This is a genomic window from Pelagivirga sediminicola, assembly GCF_003072125.1.
GTDB classification, from domain to species: Bacteria; Pseudomonadota; Alphaproteobacteria; order Rhodobacterales; family Rhodobacteraceae; genus Roseovarius; species Roseovarius sediminicola.
In genome coordinates this window covers 385,946-407,526 of record NZ_QCYH01000002.1, presented here as the reverse complement: position 1 = coordinate 407,526, position 21,581 = coordinate 385,946, and the positions used below count along the sequence as shown (strand labels likewise).

Genomic DNA, 21,581 nt, shown 5'->3' with positions numbered 1-21,581 from the left:
GGCGTTGGCTTCAGACCCGACAAGGAGATGACCGCTGGAGCCTGTTAACCTTCTCATCGATCAGCTGCACGGCATTGCACGCGGCGCGATCACCCTGGTTCCGTCACTGACAGTGGCGATCATCGTCATTTTTCTGGCGTGGCTGGTCAACAAGCTGGCCGCGGCGGCACTGGCCCGGACGCTGCGGCGCACCCGGCTGCGCAAAAGCCTGCAAGAGCTGTTCACCCTGCTGACCTCGATCGCGATCTGGGTCATCGGGATCATGATTGCCGCCGTGATCCTCTTTCCCGGCCTGACACCGGCCAGTATCCTGGCCGGGCTGGGCATCGGCTCGGTCGCGATCGGCTTCGCGTTCAAGGACGTGTTCGAGAATTTTCTGGCCGGAATCATCATTCTCTTCCGCCGCGAGATGCGGATCGGCGATCACGTCGAATGCGAAGGGGTCGAAGGCGTGGTCGCGCGCATCGCGATCCGCGAAAGCCACATCCGCCAGACTGACGGGCAACTGGTGATCGTGCCCAATTCGATCCTGTTCAAGAACCCCGTGACCGTGCGCACCGATCAGGAGCACCGCCGGGTGACGGTGATTTGCGGCGTTGCCTATGACGTCGACGTGGACGAGGCCCGCACGGTCATCACGGACGCGGTGCGCGGCTGCGATACCGTGATAAGCGATAGCAAACCGATCCAGATCTTTGCGCAGGAATTCGCGTCCTCCTCGATCAATTTCGAAGTGACATGGTGGACCGGCTCGAAACCGGTCGAGGTGCGCGCGTCGCGCGATCAGGTCGTCGCGGCGGTCAAGCGCGCGTTGGACGACGCAGGGATCGAGATCCCTTTCCCCTATCGCACGCTGACCTTCAAAGAACCGCTGCCGTTGCAAAGGGCGCCTGAAAACAAAGAGCAGCCCGCGGACGACGACTGAAGCGCGCCGGATCGCCATGCGCGGCATGAGATCGCTAAAACCAATGCGTATCGCAGTTTAACAAAGTTAAAGCCCCCGCCGATCGCTCGGCGGGGGCTTTTGTTCTCTATCGGCTGCGCCGACGCGCCGTTACCAATCTTCGCGCTGAACGACGCGTGTCTTGATCGGCAGCTTCATCGCCGCAAGGCGCAGGGCCTCGACCGCGACTTCTTCGCTGACGCCGTCCAGTTCGAACATGATCCGGCCCGGCTTGACCCGTGCGGCCCAGTAGTCGACCGAGCCTTTACCTTTACCCATACGGACTTCGGTCGGCTTGGACGAGACCGGCACATCCGGGAAGATCCGGATCCAGACACGGCCCTGACGTTTCATGTGGCGTGTCATCGCGCGGCGGGCCGCTTCGATCTGACGCGCCGTGATGCGCTCGGGCTGGGTCGCCTTCAGGCCGAACGAGCCGAAGTTCAGGTCCGAGCCGCCCTTGGCCTCGCCCTTGATGCGGCCCTTGAACTGCTTGCGGAATTTAGTGCGCTTTGGTTGTAGCATCTGTCATTCCCCCTTAGCGACGACCGCCTGCACCGCGAGGTGCCGGGCCGTCCTGAAGTTCCTGGGCCTTGCGGTCACGCGCGGACGGGTCATGATCCATGATCTCGCCTTTGAAGATCCAGGTCTTGATCCCGATGATGCCATAGGCGGTCATCGCCTCGACATGCGCGTAATCGATATCGGCCCGCAGCGTGTGCAGGGGCACGCGGCCCTCGCGATACCATTCGGTCCGGGCGATCTCGGCGCCGCCAAGGCGGCCGGCGAGGTTCACGCGGATACCCAAGGCACCCATACGCATGGCGTTCTGCACGGCACGCTTCATCGCACGGCGGAAGCTGACGCGGCGCTCCAGCTGCTGGGCGATGCTCTCACCCACCAGCGCGGCGTCCAGTTCAGGCTTGCGCACTTCTACGATGTTCAGGTGCAACTCGCTTGCCGTCATCGCCGCCAGCTTCTTGCGCAGGGTTTCGATGTCTGCGCCTTTCTTGCCGATGATGACGCCGGGGCGTGCTGTGTGAACGGTCACGCGGCACTTCTTGTGCGGACGCTCGATGACGACGCGGCTGACGCCGGCCTGCTTGCACTCGTTCTTGATGAATTCGCGCATGGCAAGATCTTCGAGCAGCAGATTACCGTAATCCTTGGTATCCGCATACCAGCGGCTGTCCCAGGTCCGGTTGATCTGAAGGCGCATGCCAATCGGATTGACTTTGTTACCCATCAGGCTTGCTCCTCAACTTGGCGCAGTTTGATCGTGATCTCCGAGAACGGCTTGCGCAGGGCGCCGAACCGGCCACGGGCACGCGGGCGACCGCGCTTCATGACCAGGTTCTTGCCGACATAGGCCTCGGCCACGACCAGTTCATCCACGTCGAGATTATGGTTGTTCTCGGCGTTGGCGATGGCGGATTGCAGGCACTTGCGAACATCCTCGGCGATCCGCTTTTGCGAGAACGTCAGATCGTTCAGGGCCTTGTCCACCTTCTTGCCACGGATGAGCTGTGCCAGAAGGTTCAGTTTCTGCGGGCTGGTGCGAAGCATGCGCAGTTTTGCCATTGCTTCGTTATCGGCCACGCGGCGGGGGTTCTTTTCCTTGCCCATGACTTACTTCCGCTTCGCTTTTTTGTCGGCGGCATGACCGGTGTAGGTCCGTGTCGGCGAGTATTCACCGAACTTCTGACCGATCATGTCTTCGCTGACGTTGACAGGGATATGCTTGCGACCGTTGTAGACGCCGAACGTCAGGCCCACGAACTGGGGCAGGATCGTCGAGCGGCGCGACCATATCTTGATGACTTCATTGCGGCCACCCTCGCGCGAGCTTTCCGCCTTTTTCAGGACGTAGGCATCGACAAAGGGGCCTTTCCATACAGAACGTGCCATGTCTTAGCGGCCCTTCTTCTTGGCGTGACGCGAGCGGATGATCAGCTTCTGCGACGCCTTGTTCTTGTTGCGGGTGCGTGCACCCTTCGTGGGCTTGCCCCAGGGCGTGACGGGGTGGCGACCACCCGACGTGCGGCCCTCACCACCACCATGGGGGTGGTCGATCGGGTTCATCACGACACCGCGAACGCTGGGACGCACGCCCTTGTGACGCATGCGCCCGGCCTTGCCGTAGTTCTGGTTCGAGTTGTCGGGGTTGCTGACAGCACCGACCGTGGCACGGCATTCCTGACGCACGAGGCGCAATTCGCCCGAGCTGAGGCGGATCTGTGCATAGCCACCGTCACGGCCGACGAACTGGGCATAGGTGCCTGCCGCGCGTGCGATCTGGCCACCCTTGCCGGGCTTCATCTCGATGTTGTGCACGATCGTGCCGATGGGCATGCCCGAGAACGGCATGCAGTTGCCGGGCTTGATGTCGACGCGCGCGCCGGAATAGATCTTGTCGCCGATGGCGAGGCGCTGCGGCGCCAGGATATAGGTCTGCTCGCCATCGTCATACTTGACGAGCGCGATGAAGGCGGTCCGGTTCGGGTCATATTCGATCCGCTCGACGGTGGCCGCCATGTCGAACTTGTTCCGCTTGAAATCAACGATCCGGTAGAGGCGCTTGGCCCCACCCCCGCGACGACGCGATGTGATACGTCCGGTGTTGTTCCGGCCGCCCGATTTCGACAAACCCTCGGTGAGGGATTTGACGGGGCGTCCTTTGTACAGCTCCGAACGGTCGATCAGCACCAGCCCGCGCTGGCCCGGCGTCGTTGGCTTATACGACTTGAGTGCCATGCTTTCTGTCTTCCGTTTAGCAAACGGCAGGGGTGTGGTCCTGCCTATGTAGGGGTGGGCGCGTGCCCACCGTGGGTATAGGGCCCCGAAGGTCCCCGGCTAGGTCGTCCAAAAGGACGAAAACGAAGCCCCGGACGAATCCGGGGCTGCGGTGATAGGCTCGTTTAGGAGGTTGGCGCGGCGCGGTCAAGTGGGGGATGCGAGGATTTCAAAGATTGCCCCCCTGCCCCGCCAACCCAGGGCGCTTTGCCCTGACGCGCCGGGGGGAATGGCGAGAACATCTTCCATACAAAGCGAGCTACAAATCGTACTACAGCTTCGGAGCCGAATAGATCAAACCGCGACGCACTATTTCACCTTCGACCTCGATACCGCATACCCTATCCAGTCGCGCATACTCAAGTTGTCGCTTCAAAGCTTCCGGCATAGACTCTTGGAAAACTGCGCGTTCGTCGTCCGAAGGTTGAGTGCAATACGCACCATACATCGGACATCCAATTTGGCAACTCCAAGGGTACGAGAAGATATGTTCTATTCGGGTTTGCAAAGTGTATTCTGCGGAGAAATTTTGGATAGTCGGCAACGGATGCATTGGAGACTTCCGCATCCAAAACAATACCACGGAACCCGTTTCGGTATGATATTACATATGCTCCGTCCGGCAAATCGGGGATGTTAAAATATCCCTTACGATAGGTTTCCAAGGCTGTATATGCCACTAGTCCAATTACGCCGAAGAGAACTAGCCTAAATAACCACTTAACCATTTCTGAAAACCCTATTTCTGCGCTGCCAAAGCAAACCCGATCTGTATGCCTCAAATAGAAAGCACAGCGCCAGAAATAATTTCCGTCTGGCCACCGAGTTCATGCCGACGAAAAAAACCCCGGCCACTACAGCCGGGGTTTTCAAATCTTCAAGCCAATTCAGACCTCAGAGACCAGTGGTCACGTCGATCGTGTTGCCTTCTTCCAGCGTGACATACGCCTTCTTGACGTCTGCGCGGCGGCCCATCTGGCCGCGGAAGCGCTTGGCCTTGCCCTTGGTGATGGTCGTGTTCACGGCCTTCACCTTGACGCCGAAGAGCGCCTCGACGGCCTCCTTGATCTGCGGCTTTGCGGCGCCGATGGCGACCTCGAAGACAACCGCGCCGTTCTCGGACGCCATGGTGGCCTTCTCGGTCACGACGGGCTTGCGGATCACGTCGTAATGTTCGGGTTTCGCGCTCATTTCAGTCGTGCCTCCAGTGCTTCGACGCCCGCCTTCGTGATCACCAGCGTGTCACGCTTGAGGATGTCATAGACATTCGCACCGATGGTCGGAAGAACGTCCAGACCGTCGATGTTGCGCGCGGCCTTGGCGAAACCTTCGTTCACCTCGGCGCCGTCGATGACCAGCGCGCGCTTCCAGCCCAGATCCTTGATCTGCTTGGCCAGCATGCCGGTCTTGGTGACGCCCGAGATATCCTCGATGATCACCAGCTCGCCTGCGCGCGCCTTGGCGCTCAGGGCATGCTTGAGACCCAGCGCGCGGACCTTCTTGGGCAGGTCATGCGCATGGCTCCGCACGACGGGGCCCTTGTAGATGCCGCCCCCGCGGAAGATCGGAGCCGAGCGCGCGCCGTGGCGTGCGCCGCCGGTGCCCTTCTGGCGGTAGATCTTCTTGGTCGAATACTTGACCTCGGAGCGGGTTTTCACCTTGTGCGTGCCGACCTGCGCCTTGTTGCGCTGCCAGCGGACGACACGGTGCAGGATGTCGGCGCGGGGCTCCAGGTCGAAGATGTCTTCGCCCAGATCGACCGAGCCGGCGGTGCTGCCGTCCAGTTTGATCATGTCGAGTTTCATGCTTCGTCATCCTTCTTGGTCTCGTCCAGAGTCTCGCTCTGGTCCGCGGCTTCTGCCGTATCTGCCTCGATCTGGGCCTCGGCCTCTTTCTCGGCTGCGGCTTCCTGGGCGGCCTGCGCCTCGGCTGCGGCCTTGGCTGCGGCTTCTTCCTCGGCGGCTGCGGCTGCTGCGGCCTCGGCTGCGGCCTTTTCGGCCTCCTCAGCGGCAGATTTCAGCGCGGCGGGCAGGATGGCGTTCTCGGGGAACGGCTTTTTCACCGCATCCTTGATCGTCACCCAGCCGCCCTTGGAGCCGGGAACGGCGCCCTTGACCATGATCAGGCCGCGGCCCGCATCGGTCTTGATCACCTGCAGGTTCTGCGTGGTGATGCGCGCAGCACCCATATGGCCCGCCATCTTCTTGCCCTTGAAGACCTTGCCGGGATCCTGGCACTGGCCCGTCGAGCCGTGCGAGCGGTGGCTGATCGACACGCCGTGGGTCATTTCCAGACCGCGGAAGTTGTGCCGCTTCATGGCACCGGCAAAACCCTTACCGATCGACGTGCCGCAGACATCCACGAACTGACCTTCGAAGTAGTGGTTCGCGGTGATCTCCTCGCCGACGGCGATCAGGTTCTCGGGCGCCACGCGGAATTCCGCGATCTTGCGCTTGGGCTCGACCTTGGCGGCGGCGAAATGGCCGCGCATGGCCTGGCTGGTCCGCTTGGCCTTGGCCGAGCCTGCGCCCAGCTGAACCGCGGAATAGCCGTGGGTTTCGGCCGTGCGCTGTGCGACGACCTGCAGTTTGTCCAGTTGAAGAACGGTGACAGGAACCTGTCGGCCGTCTTCCATGAAAAGACGGGTCATGCCCACCTTCTTTGCGATAACGCCAGAGCGCAACATACCGGGTGCCCTCCTTAAACCGAAATCTGAACGTCGACGCCGGCAGCCAGGTCGAGCTTCATCAGCGCGTCCACGGTCTGGGGCGTCGGATCAACGATGTCCAGCAGACGCTTGTGCGTGCGGATTTCCCATTGATCGCGGGATTTCTTGTTCACGTGGGGACCACGCAGAACGGTGAATTTTTCAATCTTGTTCGGCAGCGGAATCGGGCCACGGACGTCTGCGCCCGTGCGCTTCGCGGTGTTGACGATTTCCTGCGTGCTGGCATCCAGTACGCGGTAATCGAACGCCTTCAGCCGAATGCGAATGTTCTGGCTTTGCATGTCTTTAGCCTTTCGCGGCATTGGAGTTGATAGGAGGGAGGCCGGACCATTCCGGCCTCCCTCTTCGAACCCTTGGGGCGGGCATGTCGCCCGCCCAGAGTGAGTATTCGAGGGTGATTATTCGGTGATCTTCGCAACGACGCCGGCGCCGACGGTACGGCCGCCTTCACGGATGGCGAAACGCAGACCCTCTTCCATCGCGATCGGGGCGATCAGCTCGACACCGAACTGCAGGTTGTCGCCGGGCATGACCATTTCCGTGCCCTCGGGCAGGATGACGGTGCCGGTGACGTCCGTGGTGCGGAAGTAGAACTGCGGACGGTAGTTGGCGAAGAACGGGGTGTGACGACCGCCCTCTTCCTTGTTCAGGATATACGCCTCGGCCTCGAACTTGGTGTGGGGCGTAACCGACTTCGGCTTGCACAGAACCTGGCCGCGCTCGACGCCTTCACGATCGATACCGCGCAGCAGAGCGCCGATGTTGTCGCCTGCCTCACCACGATCCAGCAGCTTGCGGAACATTTCCACGCCCGTGCAGGTCGTTTTCTTGGTGTCCTTGATGCCGACGATTTCGATTTCGTCGCCAACGTTGATCACACCGCGCTCGATACGGCCGGTCACAACCGTTCCGCGACCGGAGATCGAGAACACGTCCTCGACCGGCATCAGGAAGGGCTGATCGATGGCGCGTGCCGGGGTCGGGATGTACTCGTCCACCGCGGCCATCAGCTTGCGGATGGACTGCTCGCCGATTTCGGGATCGCGGTCTTCCAGAGCGGCCAGGGCCGAGCCGGGGATGACGGGGATGTCGTCGCCGGGATAGTCGTAGCTGGACAGCAGCTCGCGGATTTCCATCTCGACCAGTTCCAGCAGCTCTTCGTCGTCGACCTGGTCAACCTTGTTCATGTAGACGACCATGTAGGGAATACCTACCTGGCGGCCCAGCAGGATGTGCTCGCGCGTCTGGGGCATCGGGCCGTCGGCCGCGTTCACGACCAGGATCGCGCCGTCCATCTGGGCGGCACCGGTGATCATGTTCTTGACGTAGTCGGCGTGGCCGGGGCAGTCGACGTGGGCGTAGTGGCGGTTCTCGGTCTCATACTCGACATGCGCGGTCGAGATGGTGATGCCGCGGGCCTTCTCTTCGGGCGCGCCGTCGATCTGGTCGTATGCGCGGAAATCGCCGAAATACTTGGTGATGGCAGCCGTCAGCGTGGTCTTGCCGTGGTCAACGTGACCGATGGTCCCGATGTTCACGTGCGGTTTGCTGCGGTCAAACTTTTCCTTGCCCATGGTATGGCTCCTCTTTTTGCAAGTCAGGTGGCAGGCGTCATGCCTGCCCTACAGTTTGGGTAGGGCGGAGTTGTCCCCGCCACCCGGTTTAAGCGTATTTGGCCTGGATCTCTTCCGAGATGTTGCTCGGCACCGGCTCGTAATGCGAGAATTGCATCGTGAACTGGGCCCGGCCCGATGACATGGACCGCAACGTGTTGATATAGCCGAACATGTTGGCCAGCGGCACGTTACAGTCGATCGCAATCGCGTTGCCGCGATTTTCCTGGCCGGAAATCTGGCCGCGGCGCGATGTCAGGTCGCCGATGATCCCGCCGGTATACTCGTCCGGGGTGATGACCTCGACCTTCATGATCGGCTCGAGCAGCTTCGCGCCGGCCTTGCGCAGACCTTCGCGCATGCCCATCCGTGCCGCGATCTCGAAGGCCATGACGCTGGAGTCCACGTCGTGAAACTTGCCGTCGATCAGCGCGACCTTGAAGTCGATGACCGGGAAGCCCGCCAGAGGACCGCTGTCCATGACCGAACGGATACCCTTTTCGACGCCCGGAATATATTCCTTGGGCACCGCGCCACCGACGATGCGGCTCTCGAAGGAGAAGCCTTCTCCGGCTTCCGTCGGCGAAATGACCAGCTTGACCTCGGCGAACTGACCCGAACCACCCGACTGCTTCTTGTGGGTGTAGGTATGCTCGACCTCGTGGCCGATCGTCTCGCGGTAGGCCACCTGCGGCGCACCGATATTGGCGTCAACCTTGAATTCGCGGCGCAGACGATCCACCAGGATGTCGAGGTGAAGCTCGCCCATGCCCTTCATGATGGTCTGACCGGATTCGATGTCCGTCTCGACGCGGAACGAGGGATCCTCGGCCGCCAGACGTGCCAGACCGGCCGACATCTTTTCCTGGTCGCCCTTGGTCTTGGGCTCGACCGCGATCTCGATGACCGGATCGGGGAAGGTCATGGTTTCCAGAACCACCAGATCCTTGGGATCCGACAGCGTGTCGCCCGTGGTGGTGTCCTTCAGACCCGCAAGCGCGATGATGTCGCCGGCGAATGCCTCGTCGATCTCCTCGCGCTGCACCGCGTGCATCATCATCATGCGGCCGATGCGCTCTCTCTTGCCCTTGGTCGTGTTCTGGACGGTATCGCCCTTCTTGAGGACGCCCGAATAGATGCGCGTGAAGGTCAGCGAGCCGACGAACGGGTCGTTCATGATCTTGAACGCGAGACCCGAGAAGGGCATCGAATCGTCCGCGCGGCGCGGGATGTTGCGCGTCTCGGTCTCGTCATCGGGGGCAAAGCCCATGTAGTCGACAACGTCCTTGGGGCTGGGCAGATAGTCAACCACAGCATTAAGAAGAGGCTGCACGCCCTTGTTCTTGAACGCAGAACCGCACAGGATCGGAACGAAGCTCAGCGACAGCGTGCCCTTGCGGATCAGCTTGCGCAGCGTGTCTTCATCAGGCTCGACGCCTTCCAGATACTGCTCCATCGCGTCGTCGTCCATTTCGACGGCAACCTCGATCAGGTTGGCGCGCCATTCGTCGGCCAGATCCTTGAGGCTGTCGCGGATCGGACCGCGTGTCCAGTTCGCGCCCAGATCCTCGCCCTTCCAGACCCACTCTTCCATCGTGACCAGATCGACGATGCCTTCCAGATCGTTTTCCGAACCGATCGGGATCTGGATCGGTGCAGGCGTGGCGCCCGTCCGGTCCTTGATCATCTTGACGCAGTTGAAGAAATCGGCGCCGATCTTGTCCATCTTGTTGACGAACACGACCCGCGGCACCTTGTAGCGGTCGGCCTGGCGCCAGACGGTTTCGGTCTGGGGCTCGACGCCGGCGTTGGCGTCCAGAACCGCGACGGCACCGTCGAGCACGGCCAGCGAACGCTCGACTTCGATGGTGAAGTCGACGTGGCCGGGCGTGTCGATGATGTTCATCCGGTACTTGGTTTCGGACGTGCCGTCCTGCGTCGGATCATTCTGGCGCTGCCAGAAGGTGGTGGTCGCAGCCGAGGTGATCGTGATGCCACGCTCCTGCTCCTGCTCCATCCAATCCATCGTGCCGGCCCCGTCATGGGTTTCGCCCATCACGTGGTTCTTGCCTGTATAAAACAGGATCCGCTCGCTGCAGGTGGTCTTGCCTGCATCGATATGGGCCATGATGCCGAAGTTACGGTAGCGTTCTAGAGCGTAGTCGCGTGCCATGTGGCTGCTTCCTCAGTGTATCAGATTACCAACGGTAATGGCTGAACGCTTTGTTCGCGTCGGCCATCTTGTGAGTGTCTTCGCGCTTTTTGACGGCGCTACCGCGGCTGTTCACGGCATCCAGAAGCTCGCCTGCAAGGCGCTCTTCCATCGTGTTTTCGTTGCGCGCGCGGCTGGCATTGATCAGCCAGCGGATCGCAAGCGCCTCGCGGCGCTCGGGGCGCACCTCGACGGGGACCTGGTAGGTCGCACCGCCAACGCGGCGCGAACGCACCTCGACGGACGGCTTGATCAGATCGAGCGCCTCGTGAAAGATCTCGATCGGGGCGCGCTTCACCTTTTCCTCAACGCGGGTCATCGCGTTGTAGACGATGCGCTCGGCGGCGGATTTCTTGCCGTCGACCATCAGGTTGTTCATGAATTTCGTCAGAACCCGGTCACCATACTTGGCATCGGGCAGGACTTCGCGCTTTTCGGCGGCGTGACGACGGGACATCTGGTAATCCTCTTACTTCGGGCGCTTGGCGCCATATTTCGAACGACGCTGCTTGCGGTCCTTGACGCCCTGGGTGTCGAGAACGCCGCGCAGGATGTGATAGCGCACACCGGGAAGGTCCTTGACACGGCCGCCGCGGATCAGGACCACCGAGTGCTCCTGCAGGTTGTGGCTCTCACCCGGAATATAGCTGATGACCTCAAAGCCATTGGTCAGACGCACCTTGGCGACCTTCCGCATGGCCGAGTTCGGCTTCTTCGGAGTGGTTGTGTAAACGCGTGTGCAGACGCCGCGCTTTTGCGGGCAACCCTGCAAATGCTGCGATTTCTGCGCTCTTACTTTCGGCTGCCGCGGCTTGCGGATCAACTGTTGGATCGTTGGCATTCCGGTTCTTTCCCCGTCTCTCAACACATGTGTGTGCACAGGTCTTACCTGCGCGGTTAATCCATGCCCGTTACGCGTCCGCAATAGGCAACAACCGCGACCCGAACCCTTGCTGGTGCGGACGCGGCGAGTTTCCAGAGGATCGGGACGGCGGGCGTCCGGATCTTGACCACTTCAGTTCTGATATCGGCAGACGGGGCGACCCCCCAAAGCCGGATGAGGCGCGTATAGGGGGAGTCGCAGGGGTTGTCAACAGGCCCCCGAGGGCACCTTCACCCTGTCGCAACGCGAGTTTTTGCCAGTGGCGCGCCCGGATGCGGCAGTCACTCCGCCGCCTTGCACCAGACGGCCATCTGCGTGCCCGCGGGCGTGCGAAACTCGAACCGTCGGCCGCCGGGGAAATCGAAGATATCGCGCGTGATCGTGGCCCCCGCGGCGCGCACCTGCGCCAGCGCCGCCTCCAGATCATCCGCCTTCAGCACGATCAGCGGCGCAGCCTGCGCCGCGCGCTCGATACCCCCGCCGATGCCGGCCTGCCGGATATCCCTGTAGTCCGGGCCGTAGTCGACGAACTCCCAACCGAAGGCAGTGCCCATGAATGCCTGCTCGCGCTCCAGTTCGGGCGCGTAAAATTCGACATAGTCCATTACCAGACGCTTGCTCATGTCCTCGGCCCTTTTTGCGAAATGTCATGCCCCTGCACTGCGCCTGCCTTGTCTTGGCTGTGATCGGCTGGCAGTGTCGGCCCACGGCAGCACGGGGCAGGATCGCACAGTCAATGAGCAAAACCAAGATGCAGGTGATCGGGCTTTGCCGGTTCTCCTACCCCGCCCTCGGGGGCTTCCAGATCGAGCATGACAGCATCGAGGCGCGCGCCGCGTTCCTGTACGATCCCCTGCGCATGGACGAGCGTTTCGCCACGTTTCAGGCGCTGACCCTGCCGCCGCTGATGGCACAGACGGACCCGGATTTCACGCTGGCCATCGTCGTGGGCGACGCGATGCCCGCGCCGCTGCTGACCCGATTGCTGGATCTGGTGCAGGACATGCCGCAGGCGGTGGTGATTCCGCGCGCGCCGGGGCGCCACAGGCAGGTGATGTGCGATGTCATCAACCAGGTGCGCCAGGACAGCGCCCTGCCCTCGCTCCAGTTCCGCATGGATGACGACGATGCCGTCGCCGTCACCTTCGTGCAGCGCCTGCGCGAGGCGGCGGGCGATCTGGCGCCGATGCTGCGCAGGCATCGCTATGTCGGCATCGACTTCAATCAGGGGCATATCGCGCGCATCGGGCCCGAAGGCATCCACGCCAAGCCGACGGTCGAAACCCTGTGGACCCCCGCGCTGGGGATGGCCGTTGCGCCGGGGGCGTCGCGCGGCATCATGAATTTCAGCCATGCCAAGCTGGGCCGCGTGATGCCTGTCGTCACCCTGCCCGGCGAGGACATGTTCGTTCGCGGGCACAACCGGTTCAACGATTCGCGCCAGAAGGACGGGATCAAACCTGTCCGCCTGCCCCTGCTGGACGGCGAAGGCGAAGCGGCCTTCCGGCGGACCTACAATATCGACGCGCACGCCGTCCGCGCGCTGTACCGTTAGGATATCCCATGCGCGTCATCGGCGTTTGCCGTTTCTCCTATCCCGCGCTTGGCGGCTTCAAGCGGATGCACGACACCGTCGCCGAGCGCGAGGCGTATCTTTACGCGCCTGCCCGCATGGCGCTGCGCTTTGCCCATTTCGAGGCGCTGACCCTGCCGTCGGTCCGCGCGCAGACCGATCCAGATTTCACCTTTCTCGTCATCATCGGGCCGAACATGCCCGCGCCGTTTCTGGAAAAACTTCACGCGCTTTGCGATCCGGTGCCACAGATCAAGATCGTGCCGCGCGAGCCGCTGAAACACCGCCTTGCCCTGCAACTGGCGATACAGGACGAGCTGGGCAAGGCGCGCCCCGAAAGCCTGCAGTTCCGGCTTGACGACGACGACGCGATGGGGGTCGATTTCGTCGAACAGATCCGCTCGGTCGCGCGCCGCACCGGTCGGCTCCGCCGCCGCGAGCCGCGCACGGTGATCGAGTTCAACCGCGGCTATTCGGCGACCCTGTCCGCCGATGGCATCATTGCGGGCGACGTGATCAGCGCCTTCTGGGCCTGCGGCCTTGCGGTGCATTTCGCCGAAGGCGACGCGCGCACGATCATGAATTACGGCCATCACAAGCTGCATCACGAGATGCCGGCCATCATCCAGCCGCGCCCGCCGATGTATATCCGCGCCAAGCACACCGACAATGACAGCGCCGCCAAGTTCCGCCCCACCGGGCTGAAGCCGCTGACGGATGCGCAAAGGCAGATCTTCAGGGACCGCTTCAACGTGGACGAAGAACAGGTACGGGCCGTCTTTTCCGCCCTAGACGCGCCTCGCGGTAAAGCGTGAACAGCCCGCTGGCCACCACGATCCCGGCGCCGACCAGAACGATGGGCGCCGGCCAGTCGCCAAAGGCCAGCCAGCCCAGCACCAGCGCCCAGAGGATCGCGGTATAGCGGAACGGCGCGGTAAATCCGATGTCGCCCACGCGCACCACCATGATCGACGTGAGGTATCCCGCGACGATCAGTGCCGCCGCGCCGCCGATCTTGGCGATGTCGGTGCGGTCCAGCGGCGCCCACTCACCGCCCAGCTGCGCCAGACCGAAGGCCGCCATCACCGTCACCGACGTGGCGAATGTCACCAGCATGGACGACGTCTCGCGGCTGAGGCTGCGGGTGGCCAGATCGCGCACCGTCAGGCACCCCACCGCGGCCAGGCCGTAAAGCGCATAGAGGTTGAACCCCTCCGCGCCCGGCCGCACGATCAGCATGACGCCGATGAACCCCACCGTGATCGCGCCAAGGCGCGGCAGCCCGATCTTTTCGCGAAACACCAACGCGGCGGTCAGCGTGATCGCCAGCGGCAGCGCCTGAAGGATGGACGTCACATTCGCCAGCGGCATGTGATAAAGCGCCGTGAGGAAGAAATAGGTGCCCGCCACCTCGCCCAGCACCCGCAAGGCGATGGCGCCGGTATCGCGGCGCGAGACGCGCTTGGAAAACGCGCCCATGCGCCACGCGATCACCGCGACCGCCGCACTGGTCAGGCAGCCGCGCAAAAAGATCACCTGGAACAGCGGCACATGCCCCGAAAGCGACTTCATCAGCGTGTCGTTCAGCGTATAGGCCGCCATCGAGGCCATCATCAGCAGCGCGCCAATGGTATTTTCGGACAGTCTCATACCGGCATTTGCGCAGGGCCTTTCCGCAAGGGCAAGCGCAATTGTCCGCGCGCCGATCAGGCCGCTTAAGGCGGGTTGGACGCTTGCCTCAATTTGCTGTCATCACGCTGCATCTGCGGCCAAAATTCGGCGCCGCACCGCCATAAGTGTGCCGACCCCCGAGAATTCCGCCCGCAGAACGCGCCGCATGGAACCTCAGCGCGCCCTGCCGCGTAGTAGTGGTATATCCCGCCTGAGGGACACTGCCTTTGCCGTGCAAGGGCGCGAGATACCGGAAAGGACAAGACATGACCGAGAAGTTCACAGACTACCTGAGCGACAACGCCCGCGAGGCGTCGATCAACCATCTGAACATTTCGCTGGCGACCGGAATTCAGCTGCAACTGGCGCTCAAACAGGCGCATTGGAACATCAAGGGCCCCAGCTTTATCGGCATCCACGAGCTTCTGGACGAGGTGCGCGCGCGCATGGACGAGCATGTCGACGTGATCGCCGAACGCATCGTCATCTTGGGCGGCACCGCCGACGGCACGCTGGAAGGCGTCGAGAAGAACGGCAAGCTGGAAGGCTATCCGCGCGATGCGGTCCATCAGGATACCCATATCGAAGCGTTGAAGAGCCGCATGGTGCAATTCGTGTCGCTGGTCCACGAGGGCCTGAAGGAAGTCGGCGACGCGGGCGACGAGGAGACGGCAGACCTTTACACCGCCGTCAGCCGCGGCGTGAGCAAGGATGCATGGTTCATCGGCGCGCACCATACGCAGGCCAAGAAATAAATCTGGCTCTGTAGTGCAGAACGATCTTGAGGGGCGGTCCATGGGGCCGCCCCTTTTGCATGGGCGAAGGCTAGGACCAAGGCCGGGGACGGCCTCACAGCAGATGTGTCGCGGCGAAGGCCAACAGGAACCCGACTGCCGCGACCGGGCCGGACAGCGCGTGGATCTCGTCGAACGCTTCGGGGATCATCGTGTCGATCAGCATGACGAAAATCGCCCCCGCCGCGAAGGCGGTCGCGCCGCCAATCCAGAACCCGCCAAGCGCGCCGATCAGCGCGACTCCGGCGAAGGCGGAGAAGCTGCAGGCCAGCATGATGACGCCCCATATGCGAAAGATGTACCATGCCGATTTGCCTTCCGCCTTCATCCCGACCGTGCTGGACAGCCCCTCGGGCACGTTGGAGATGAAGATCGCCAGCATCGTGACCAGCGCGACCCCCTCGCCATCCAGCAGCGATATGCCGATCGCGGCGCTTTCGGGGATCCCGTCCAGCAGCGATCCGACGGCAATGGCCAGCGATGCGGCGGCCGTGCCGGCACCGCTGCGCGCGGAGTTCTTGCGCTCTCCTGCGCCGGCCCGCGCCAGCACGCTGTTGGCCAGCGCAAAGACGCTGCCCCCCGCGGCAAAGCCTGCGACGGCGGCACCGATGCCGCCGGTCCGGGCGGCCTCGTCCATCAGGTTGAAGGCCAGCACCGAGACCAGAACGCCGACGCCGAACGCCATAATCATCGAGGCCAGCCGGGTCGGCACGCGCAGGAAATACCCCGCAGCCGCCCCCAGCAGCAGCGCGCCGCCCGCAACCAGCCCCCACAGGGCCGCCTGAATCTCCAGCGGGATCATCTGCATCTGCATTCCTTTGGGGTCGCCGCGCAACAATATCGCCTCTTGTTTGATCTGGCACAAGGATGGGCGCGCGCCCGTATGCGACAGGACCATCATGGAACATCTGGACACACTTCGCGCACTGGGCCTCTTTGACGCCCGCGTGCCCCGCTATACCTCGTACCCGACGGCGCCGGTCTTTTCCCCCGCCGTCGGCACCGCTTTTCAGGCCGAGGCGCTGGCCGCACTGGATCCGGCAGAGCCGGTTTCGGTCTATCTTCACATCCCCTTTTGCGAGCGGCTCTGCTGGTTCTGCGCCTGCCGCACGCAGGGCACCACCACGCTCAGCCCGGTCGAAAGCTATATCGGCACGCTGGAGGCCGAATTGCGGCTGGTTGCGCAAACAATTCCCGCGGGCCTGCGCATGGGGCGCCTGCATTGGGGGGGCGGCACGCCGACGATCCTGCCGCCGCATCTGATCCATCGGCTGGCCCGAGCGGTCAAGGCGGCGATCCCGCCCGCCGAGGCGTGGGAGTTCTCGGTCGAGATCGACCCGACAATGGTGGACCGCGCCAAGATCGACGCGCTGGCGGCCGAGGGCATGAACCGCGCCAGCATCGGCATTCAGGATTTCGACCCCGAGGTGCAGGCCGCCATCGGGCGCGAGCAGCCCTATGACATCACGCGCGCCTGCGTCGACGATCTGCGCGGCGCGGGCATCACGTCGCTCAACTGCGATCTGGTTTATGGCCTGCCGCACCAGACCGAGACGCGCATCGCCGATACCGTCGCGAAGGTGCTGACGCTGAACCCCGAACGCATCGCGCTGTTCGGATATGCCCATGTGCCGTGGGTGGCCAAGCGTCAAAAGCTGATTGACGAGAACGCCCTGCCCGATGACATGGCGCGCCACCGGCTGTCCGAGCTGGCCGCAGCGCAGTTCCGCGCCGCGGGGTTCGAGACGATCGGCATCGACCATTTCGCACGCGCCGGGGACGAGCTGGCACTTGCCAAGGACGAGGGGCGTCTGCGCCGCAATTTTCAGGGCTACACCGCCGACAGCTGCGCCACGCTCATCGGGCTGGGCGCATCCTCCATCTCGCGGCTGCCGCAAGGTTATGTTCAGAATGCCGCCGCCACCGCCGCCTACATCCAGCGGATCGAGGCCGGGCAGCTGGCCGGTGCGCGCGGTCATGTGATGACCGGGGATGATTTGCTGCGCGCGGATGCCATCGAAATGCTGATGTGCGAGTTCATGATCGACCGCGACGCCCTGCACGCGCGCCACGGCCCAACTGCCGCGGCCCTCGACGCGGATCTGGCGCAGATCGCGGCGCGGTTTGGCGACCTGGTGACGCTGGACGCAGGCGGATTGCGGCTGCATCCCGCGGGGCGTGCGCTGACGCGGATCGTGGCCAGCGCGCTGGATGCACACATGCCCGATGGCGTGAGGTTCAGCCGCGCGTCCTGACGGCGGCTATGCGATCTGACAGGCGGCGGGTCCGGGCGCCCGCCGTCACTCCTCCGGCTTGCGCGGCGCTGCGGCGGTCCGCGATGTCTTGAGGACGGTGCCATCATCCGCGCAGGTCAGGCGCACCCGGCGCGCGCCGCCCGGCGCCCTGTGCCAGAACGTCAGGCGAAACGTGCCCGCATCCTCATCCGTGCCGGTTTCGAACTGGCTAGTGATGTCGCCCGCGCGCATCGCGGCGGCGACATCGGCGGCGGGCATATCCAGCAGGCTGCCCAGATCCGCCGCGTCTATCGTCGCGCCGTCGCCGTCCCGCATTACCTTCATCACGCTTCCTCCTCTGCCGCGCGGCTCAGACACGCGGTGTGTGCTGACCCGGCTCGAATTCCTGCACCTTGAAGACGACCTGCATGGTGTACCATCCATCCTCTTCCTCGTTGCTGGTCATCCGGCAATCGAGCTGCGCACAGAATGCCTGGATCAGCTTGAGGCCCAGCCCCTGCTCCGTCTCCGCGCGCACGCCGCCGGTGACGGTGTTGGAAATCTCGAACAGGACCATGTCGGAATCGGCCTCGGACGGGCATATCCTGACGCGAATGCGCCGCTTGCCGTCCGGGCCTGCCCCGGCGTATTTCAACGCATTGGTGAACCCTTCGGCCGCCAGCATGGCCAGGGGGCCGGCCTGATCGGGAACCAGCGTCACAGGCTTCAGATCGAACGCCACATCCAGCGGCGCCGCGTCCCCACCGCCAAGCGTCGCCAACTGCTTGAGCAGATCATCGAGCAGCACATCAACGCGGACCTGGCTGACCTGCGGCGTCTCGTACAGGCCGCGGTGAACGGCCGCGAGGCTGGCCAGACGGTCCTGAACCTTGCGCAGGGCGCTGCGCGTGTCGGCGGTGGGCGCGGTGCGGGCCTGCATGCTGAGGATCGACGACATCAACTGAAGGTTGTTCTTGACCCTGTGATGTACTTCCTTGATCAGCACGTCGCGCTCGTGAACGGTGTTTTCCAGATCCGCCTCGTCGCGGATGACCTTCTGCGCCATCGACGCGAATGTCTCGCCAATCTCGCGCAGCTCGCTGGGCGCGCTGTCCAGCGCCTCGCTATGGAAAACGCGCCGTCCTTCGGCAAAATCACGCATCTGGCGGCCTAGGATCCGGATCGGGCGGATCACCTGAAGGCGGATCGCCACCAGCGCCACGACAAGGCTGATCAGCCACATCAGCAGCGGAAAAAGCAGCGTCAGCGTGGCAAAGGCGCGGTCGCGGATCAGCGGGCGCGCGGGTTCCCAGCTTCCCAGCGCATAGGCTTTGCCCTCAAGCAGGGGCACGACCGTGAACTCCCGCTGCGGCCCGGCGCGCGAGGCCTCGGTAAAGAGCTGCTTGCCGCCGCCGACAAGATCCTCCAGCGGCGTCTCGGAGGGCAGGAACCCGGCCAGTTCGTCCGGCGGCAGATCGCTGGTCAGGATCTCGCCGACATTGTTGAACGTGGCGATGACCGCGCCGTCCGCCACGCGATCGCCGCGCCGCTGCGCGACCAGATTGTCCGACAGCACCGACAGCGTGACGAGCCCCTTGAGAACGCCCAACTCGCTGAAAACGGGTTGCCGCAGGATGACGACGGGCTGGTTGCTGGCGCCGCCCCTGGGGTTGTAGGAGATCGACAGGGACCCGCGCGCCATTGCCTCGCTCAAATTATCTACGCCACTGAAATCGTATGCTTTACCGTAATTGTTGCATTGCGATTTCTCTTCGGAATCTATGAAACCGAGGAACACGACCTGATCGTTGCGCGACGCGGAATAGCGCATCAGATCGGTGCAAACCTCATCTGTGGGCTGCAGAACCACCAACGCATCCGCAAGGCCCTGCGTGATGCCCTGGGCGTTCTGGATCGCCTCGCGCTCGGGCTGGACCAGGCGCGCGGTCTGGGCGCTGAGGCTGGCGCGGTAGGTCTTGCGCGTGGTATCCACCGCGCGCTGGGTCTGCGCGACGGCGATGATGCCCAGCGGCAGCAATGCCAGCGTCAAAAGCAGCGCAACCCGTGGCAAGAGCGCATTGCGACGCCTCAGCGACTGCCACCCGTCATCGGGAATCACAGCCCGTTCGGGACGCCCATCCATGATCAGGACACGCCCGGATTCCGGCTGATGACGGCCACTGTCGCCTGATCGGTCAATTCCATCGCCTCATCCTCGCGCATCCCCAACATCTCCGCCAGACGCTTGCGGCCGCGGTTTGCGCGGCTCTTGACCGTGCCCACGGCGCAGCCACACATCGCGGCCGCCTCCTCATAGGCAAAGCCCTGCGCCCCCACGAGGATCAGCGCCTCGCGCTGTTCGGCAGGAAGCTGTTCAAAGACGCGGCGGAAATCCGTCAGGGCCAGATTGCCGTCATGCGCGGGCTTGACCGCCATGCGTTCGGTCATGGCGCCATCGACATCTGCCACCTCGCGCTTGGCCTTGCGGCGCTCGGAATAAAACGTGTTGCGCAGGATGGTGAAAAGCCAGGCACGCATGTTAGTGCCGGCGGCGAACTTGTCGATATTCGTCCACGCCTTGACGACGGTGTCCTGCACCAGATCGTCGGCACGCGCCATGTCGCGGGTCAGCGACAACGCGAAGGCGCGCATCGGTTTCAGATGCGTGACGATCTCGTCGCGCGGATCGCACGGCGGGGCCTTGTCGGCGGATTTTTTGGGGTTCATTTTTGGCTTTCCTGCTCGCGCAGTTGGCGAAGCAAATCCTCGAAACGGTCGGGCACGTCATCGTCCAGCATGTCATCATAGACACGCCGCAGGTTTTCATCGATCTGATTTCTTTTTGGACCCGTTGCTGGCAGTTTTCCGCCCGCCGCGCCGCTATCGCCCTTGCCTGTCGTCATGCTGTCTGCCAATCCATAGTCAGTCACCTTCGAGCCGTCATTTTTCGCACGCCTGCTGGAACCGAACGCAATGATGGCACGTTAGTTCCTGACATATGCTTAAAAATACCGAATGAATACGGAGCAACAATGGGTATTTCTGACACGAAGCTGGATTTTTCTCAGCAGATTGCGCATCACCTCCCCTATCTGCGGCGCTATGCTCGCGCACTGACTGGCAGCCAGTCCAGCGGTGATGCTTTCGCGACAGCAACACTCGAAGCCATCCTCGAAGACCGAGACGCCTATGCCGATCACCCCTCGGCACGGGTGGCCCTTTTCCGTGCGTTCCGCCTTGTCTGGCAAAGCGCCGGCGCTCCGGAGGAGACTGTCGAAGGCGCCGCTCCCGCGCGGAGCCTTGAGACCTCGGCGCAGGATCACATGCGCACGCTGACGCCCGACACGCGTCAGGCCCTGCTGCTCAATTCGATCGAGGGTTTCAACTCGGACGAGATCGGGCAGATCATGGATATCAGCCCCGAGGATGCGGATGATCTGATCGCCGCCGCGCGTCAGGAAATCGAAAACAGCATGTCCGGCGATGTCCTGGTGATCGAGGATGAGGCGATCATCGCCATGGATCTGCACAGCATCGTGACATCCATCGGCCACAACGTCACCGGCATCGGGCGCACCCGCGACGCGGCGATTGAGCTGGGGCTGCAAAAGACCCCGGATCTGATCCTTGCCGATATTCAGCTGGCCGACAATTCAAGCGGCATCGACGCGGTCAAGACGCTGCTGGAACAGGTGGGCGATATTCCCGTCATCTTCATCACCGCCTTCCCCGAACGCCTGCTGACCGGGGACAAGCCCGAGCCGGCCTTCGTGATCGCCAAGCCCTATAGCGAAGATCAGGTGCGCTCGGCCGTGGGTCAGGCGATGTTCTTTTCGTCCACGGAAACGCTCAAGACGGCATAGGCCCGCAGCCGCCCGTCAGATCGAGATCACAAAAAGCGCCGCTTGCAACCTCTATTGCAAGCGGCGCTTTTTGTTGGCGCGGCTGTTTGGCAGCACATGCATCGTTACCTCCGGCCCTGCATGGCGCGTGCGATGATCGCGATGACGAACAGCACGATGAAGATAAAGAACAGAATCTGTGCGATACCGGCCGACGCTGACGCAATCCCGCCAAACCCGAATACGGCCGCGACGAGCGCGACGATCAAGAAAACGATTGCCCAATACAGCATGC

General features: G+C 63.0%; 27 protein-coding genes. 6 read left to right on the top strand and 21 right to left on the bottom strand.

Annotated elements, in window-relative coordinates:
• The first annotated feature begins 34 nt into the window (after positions 1-34).
• The gene (locus DC366_RS05650; RefSeq protein ID WP_108691209.1) at positions 35-925 is read left to right on the top strand and encodes a mechanosensitive ion channel family protein; all 891 of its coding nucleotides are present in this window, start codon (positions 35-37) and stop codon (positions 923-925) included.
• 129 nt (positions 926-1,054) lie between these two features.
• Here DC366_RS05650 and rplP read toward each other — a convergent pair whose 3' ends face one another.
• From rplP to DC366_RS05580, 14 genes are all read right to left on the bottom strand, one after another.
• Positions 1,055-1,468, bottom strand: coding sequence for a 50S ribosomal protein L16 (rplP, locus tag DC366_RS05645; RefSeq protein ID WP_108691208.1), 414 nt, complete (start codon positions 1,466-1,468; stop codon positions 1,055-1,057).
• Between the two features lie 13 nt (positions 1,469-1,481).
• Positions 1,482-2,189 (bottom strand): 30S ribosomal protein S3, encoded by a 708-nt coding sequence (gene rpsC, locus DC366_RS05640; protein WP_108691207.1) that lies wholly within the window; start codon positions 2,187-2,189, stop codon positions 1,482-1,484.
• Positions 2,189-2,569 carry a 50S ribosomal protein L22 gene (gene rplV, locus DC366_RS05635; protein ID WP_108691206.1) on the bottom strand — a complete coding sequence of 127 codons (381 nt, stop codon included), beginning with the start codon at positions 2,567-2,569 and terminating at the stop codon, positions 2,189-2,191. Before rplV ends, rpsC begins: the two co-directional genes overlap by 1 nt.
• A 3-nt stretch (positions 2,570-2,572) precedes the next feature.
• Positions 2,573-2,851 carry a 30S ribosomal protein S19 gene (rpsS, locus tag DC366_RS05630; protein WP_108691205.1) on the bottom strand — a complete coding sequence of 93 codons (279 nt, stop codon included), beginning with the start codon at positions 2,849-2,851 and terminating at the stop codon, positions 2,573-2,575.
• A 3-nt stretch (positions 2,852-2,854) separates the two neighbouring features.
• Positions 2,855-3,697 (bottom strand): 50S ribosomal protein L2, encoded by an 843-nt coding sequence (rplB, locus tag DC366_RS05625; protein ID WP_108691204.1) that lies wholly within the window; start codon positions 3,695-3,697, stop codon positions 2,855-2,857.
• Between the two features lie 933 nt (positions 3,698-4,630).
• Positions 4,631-4,927 carry a 50S ribosomal protein L23 gene (locus DC366_RS05620; RefSeq protein WP_108691203.1) on the bottom strand — a complete coding sequence of 99 codons (297 nt, stop codon included), beginning with the start codon at positions 4,925-4,927 and terminating at the stop codon, positions 4,631-4,633.
• Positions 4,924-5,541: a 50S ribosomal protein L4 gene (gene rplD, locus DC366_RS05615; RefSeq protein ID WP_108691202.1), complete on the bottom strand. Its 618-nt coding sequence runs from the start codon at positions 5,539-5,541 to the stop codon at positions 4,924-4,926. Before rplD ends, DC366_RS05620 begins: the two co-directional genes overlap by 4 nt.
• A complete protein-coding gene (rplC, locus tag DC366_RS05610) occupies positions 5,538-6,422 on the bottom strand; it encodes a 50S ribosomal protein L3 (RefSeq protein WP_108691201.1) in 885 nt (294 codons plus the stop codon). Before rplC ends, rplD begins: the two co-directional genes overlap by 4 nt.
• 14 nt (positions 6,423-6,436) lie before the next feature.
• A complete protein-coding gene (gene rpsJ / locus DC366_RS05605) occupies positions 6,437-6,745 on the bottom strand; it encodes a 30S ribosomal protein S10 (RefSeq protein WP_076532278.1) in 309 nt (102 codons plus the stop codon).
• A gap of 117 nt (positions 6,746-6,862) precedes the next feature.
• Positions 6,863-8,038, bottom strand: a complete 1,176-nt coding sequence (gene tuf / locus DC366_RS05600) for an elongation factor Tu (protein WP_108691200.1) — start codon at positions 8,036-8,038, stop codon at positions 6,863-6,865.
• An 88-nt stretch (positions 8,039-8,126) separates the two neighbouring features.
• Positions 8,127-10,250, bottom strand: coding sequence for an elongation factor G (gene fusA / locus DC366_RS05595; protein WP_108691199.1), 2,124 nt, complete (start codon positions 10,248-10,250; stop codon positions 8,127-8,129).
• Positions 10,251-10,275: 25 nt separating this feature from the next.
• Positions 10,276-10,746, bottom strand: coding sequence for a 30S ribosomal protein S7 (gene rpsG, locus DC366_RS05590; protein ID WP_108691198.1), 471 nt, complete (start codon positions 10,744-10,746; stop codon positions 10,276-10,278).
• A 12-nt stretch (positions 10,747-10,758) separates the two neighbouring features.
• Positions 10,759-11,130, bottom strand: a complete 372-nt coding sequence (gene rpsL / locus DC366_RS05585) for a 30S ribosomal protein S12 (RefSeq protein WP_076532270.1) — start codon at positions 11,128-11,130, stop codon at positions 10,759-10,761.
• A gap of 323 nt (positions 11,131-11,453) precedes the next feature.
• Positions 11,454-11,795: a VOC family protein gene (locus DC366_RS05580; protein ID WP_207768663.1), complete on the bottom strand. Its 342-nt coding sequence runs from the start codon at positions 11,793-11,795 to the stop codon at positions 11,454-11,456.
• A gap of 113 nt (positions 11,796-11,908) precedes the next feature.
• On the opposite strand from DC366_RS05580, the gene DC366_RS05575 reads away from it, so the two are divergent.
• Positions 11,909-12,727, top strand: a complete 819-nt coding sequence (locus DC366_RS05575) for a putative rhamnosyl transferase (protein WP_243405045.1) — start codon at positions 11,909-11,911, stop codon at positions 12,725-12,727.
• Between the two features lie 8 nt (positions 12,728-12,735).
• Positions 12,736-13,560 (top strand): putative rhamnosyl transferase, encoded by an 825-nt coding sequence (locus DC366_RS05570; protein ID WP_108691197.1) that lies wholly within the window; start codon positions 12,736-12,738, stop codon positions 13,558-13,560.
• On the opposite strand, the gene DC366_RS05565 is transcribed toward DC366_RS05570, so the two are convergent.
• Positions 13,493-14,395 (bottom strand): DMT family transporter, encoded by a 903-nt coding sequence (locus DC366_RS05565; protein ID WP_108691196.1) that lies wholly within the window; start codon positions 14,393-14,395, stop codon positions 13,493-13,495. The two genes, DC366_RS05570 and DC366_RS05565, sit on opposite strands and share 68 nt — an antisense overlap.
• Before the next feature lie 287 nt (positions 14,396-14,682).
• Between DC366_RS05565 and dps the strand changes: the two genes are divergently transcribed.
• Positions 14,683-15,171, top strand: coding sequence for a DNA starvation/stationary phase protection protein Dps (gene dps / locus DC366_RS05560; RefSeq protein WP_108691195.1), 489 nt, complete (start codon positions 14,683-14,685; stop codon positions 15,169-15,171).
• Between the two features lie 94 nt (positions 15,172-15,265).
• On the opposite strand, the gene DC366_RS05555 is transcribed toward dps, so the two are convergent.
• Positions 15,266-16,018 carry a ZIP family metal transporter gene (locus tag DC366_RS05555; RefSeq protein WP_108691364.1) on the bottom strand — a complete coding sequence of 251 codons (753 nt, stop codon included), beginning with the start codon at positions 16,016-16,018 and terminating at the stop codon, positions 15,266-15,268.
• A gap of 91 nt (positions 16,019-16,109) precedes the next feature.
• Between DC366_RS05555 and hemN the strand changes: the two genes are divergently transcribed.
• Positions 16,110-17,465, top strand: a complete 1,356-nt coding sequence (hemN, locus tag DC366_RS05550) for an oxygen-independent coproporphyrinogen III oxidase (protein WP_108691194.1) — start codon at positions 16,110-16,112, stop codon at positions 17,463-17,465.
• Positions 17,466-17,510: 45 nt separating this feature from the next.
• Here hemN and DC366_RS05545 read toward each other — a convergent pair whose 3' ends face one another.
• The 4 genes from DC366_RS05545 to DC366_RS05530 are packed head-to-tail and all read right to left on the bottom strand — an operon-like array spanning position 17,511 to position 20,347.
• Positions 17,511-17,789 carry a DUF6522 family protein gene (locus tag DC366_RS05545; protein WP_108691193.1) on the bottom strand — a complete coding sequence of 93 codons (279 nt, stop codon included), beginning with the start codon at positions 17,787-17,789 and terminating at the stop codon, positions 17,511-17,513.
• Positions 17,790-17,814: 25 nt separating this feature from the next.
• On the bottom strand, positions 17,815-19,587 hold the full coding sequence (locus tag DC366_RS05540; RefSeq protein ID WP_108691192.1) for a sensor histidine kinase: 1,773 nt from the start codon (positions 19,585-19,587) through the stop codon (positions 17,815-17,817).
• 2 nt (positions 19,588-19,589) lie between these two features.
• The gene (locus DC366_RS05535; RefSeq protein WP_108691191.1) at positions 19,590-20,171 is read right to left on the bottom strand and encodes an RNA polymerase sigma factor; all 582 of its coding nucleotides are present in this window, start codon (positions 20,169-20,171) and stop codon (positions 19,590-19,592) included.
• Complete coding sequence (locus tag DC366_RS05530) at positions 20,168-20,347, bottom strand: NepR family anti-sigma factor (RefSeq protein ID WP_165802851.1); 180 nt, start codon at positions 20,345-20,347, stop codon at positions 20,168-20,170. Before DC366_RS05530 ends, DC366_RS05535 begins: the two co-directional genes overlap by 4 nt.
• 129 nt (positions 20,348-20,476) lie before the next feature.
• Between DC366_RS05530 and DC366_RS05525 the strand changes: the two genes are divergently transcribed.
• Positions 20,477-21,307 (top strand): response regulator, encoded by an 831-nt coding sequence (locus tag DC366_RS05525; protein ID WP_108691190.1) that lies wholly within the window; start codon positions 20,477-20,479, stop codon positions 21,305-21,307.
• Between the two features lie 104 nt (positions 21,308-21,411).
• Here DC366_RS05525 and DC366_RS05520 read toward each other — a convergent pair whose 3' ends face one another.
• Positions 21,412-21,579: a DUF1328 domain-containing protein gene (locus tag DC366_RS05520; protein ID WP_108691189.1), complete on the bottom strand. Its 168-nt coding sequence runs from the start codon at positions 21,577-21,579 to the stop codon at positions 21,412-21,414.
• Between the last annotated feature and the right edge of the window lie 2 nt (positions 21,580-21,581).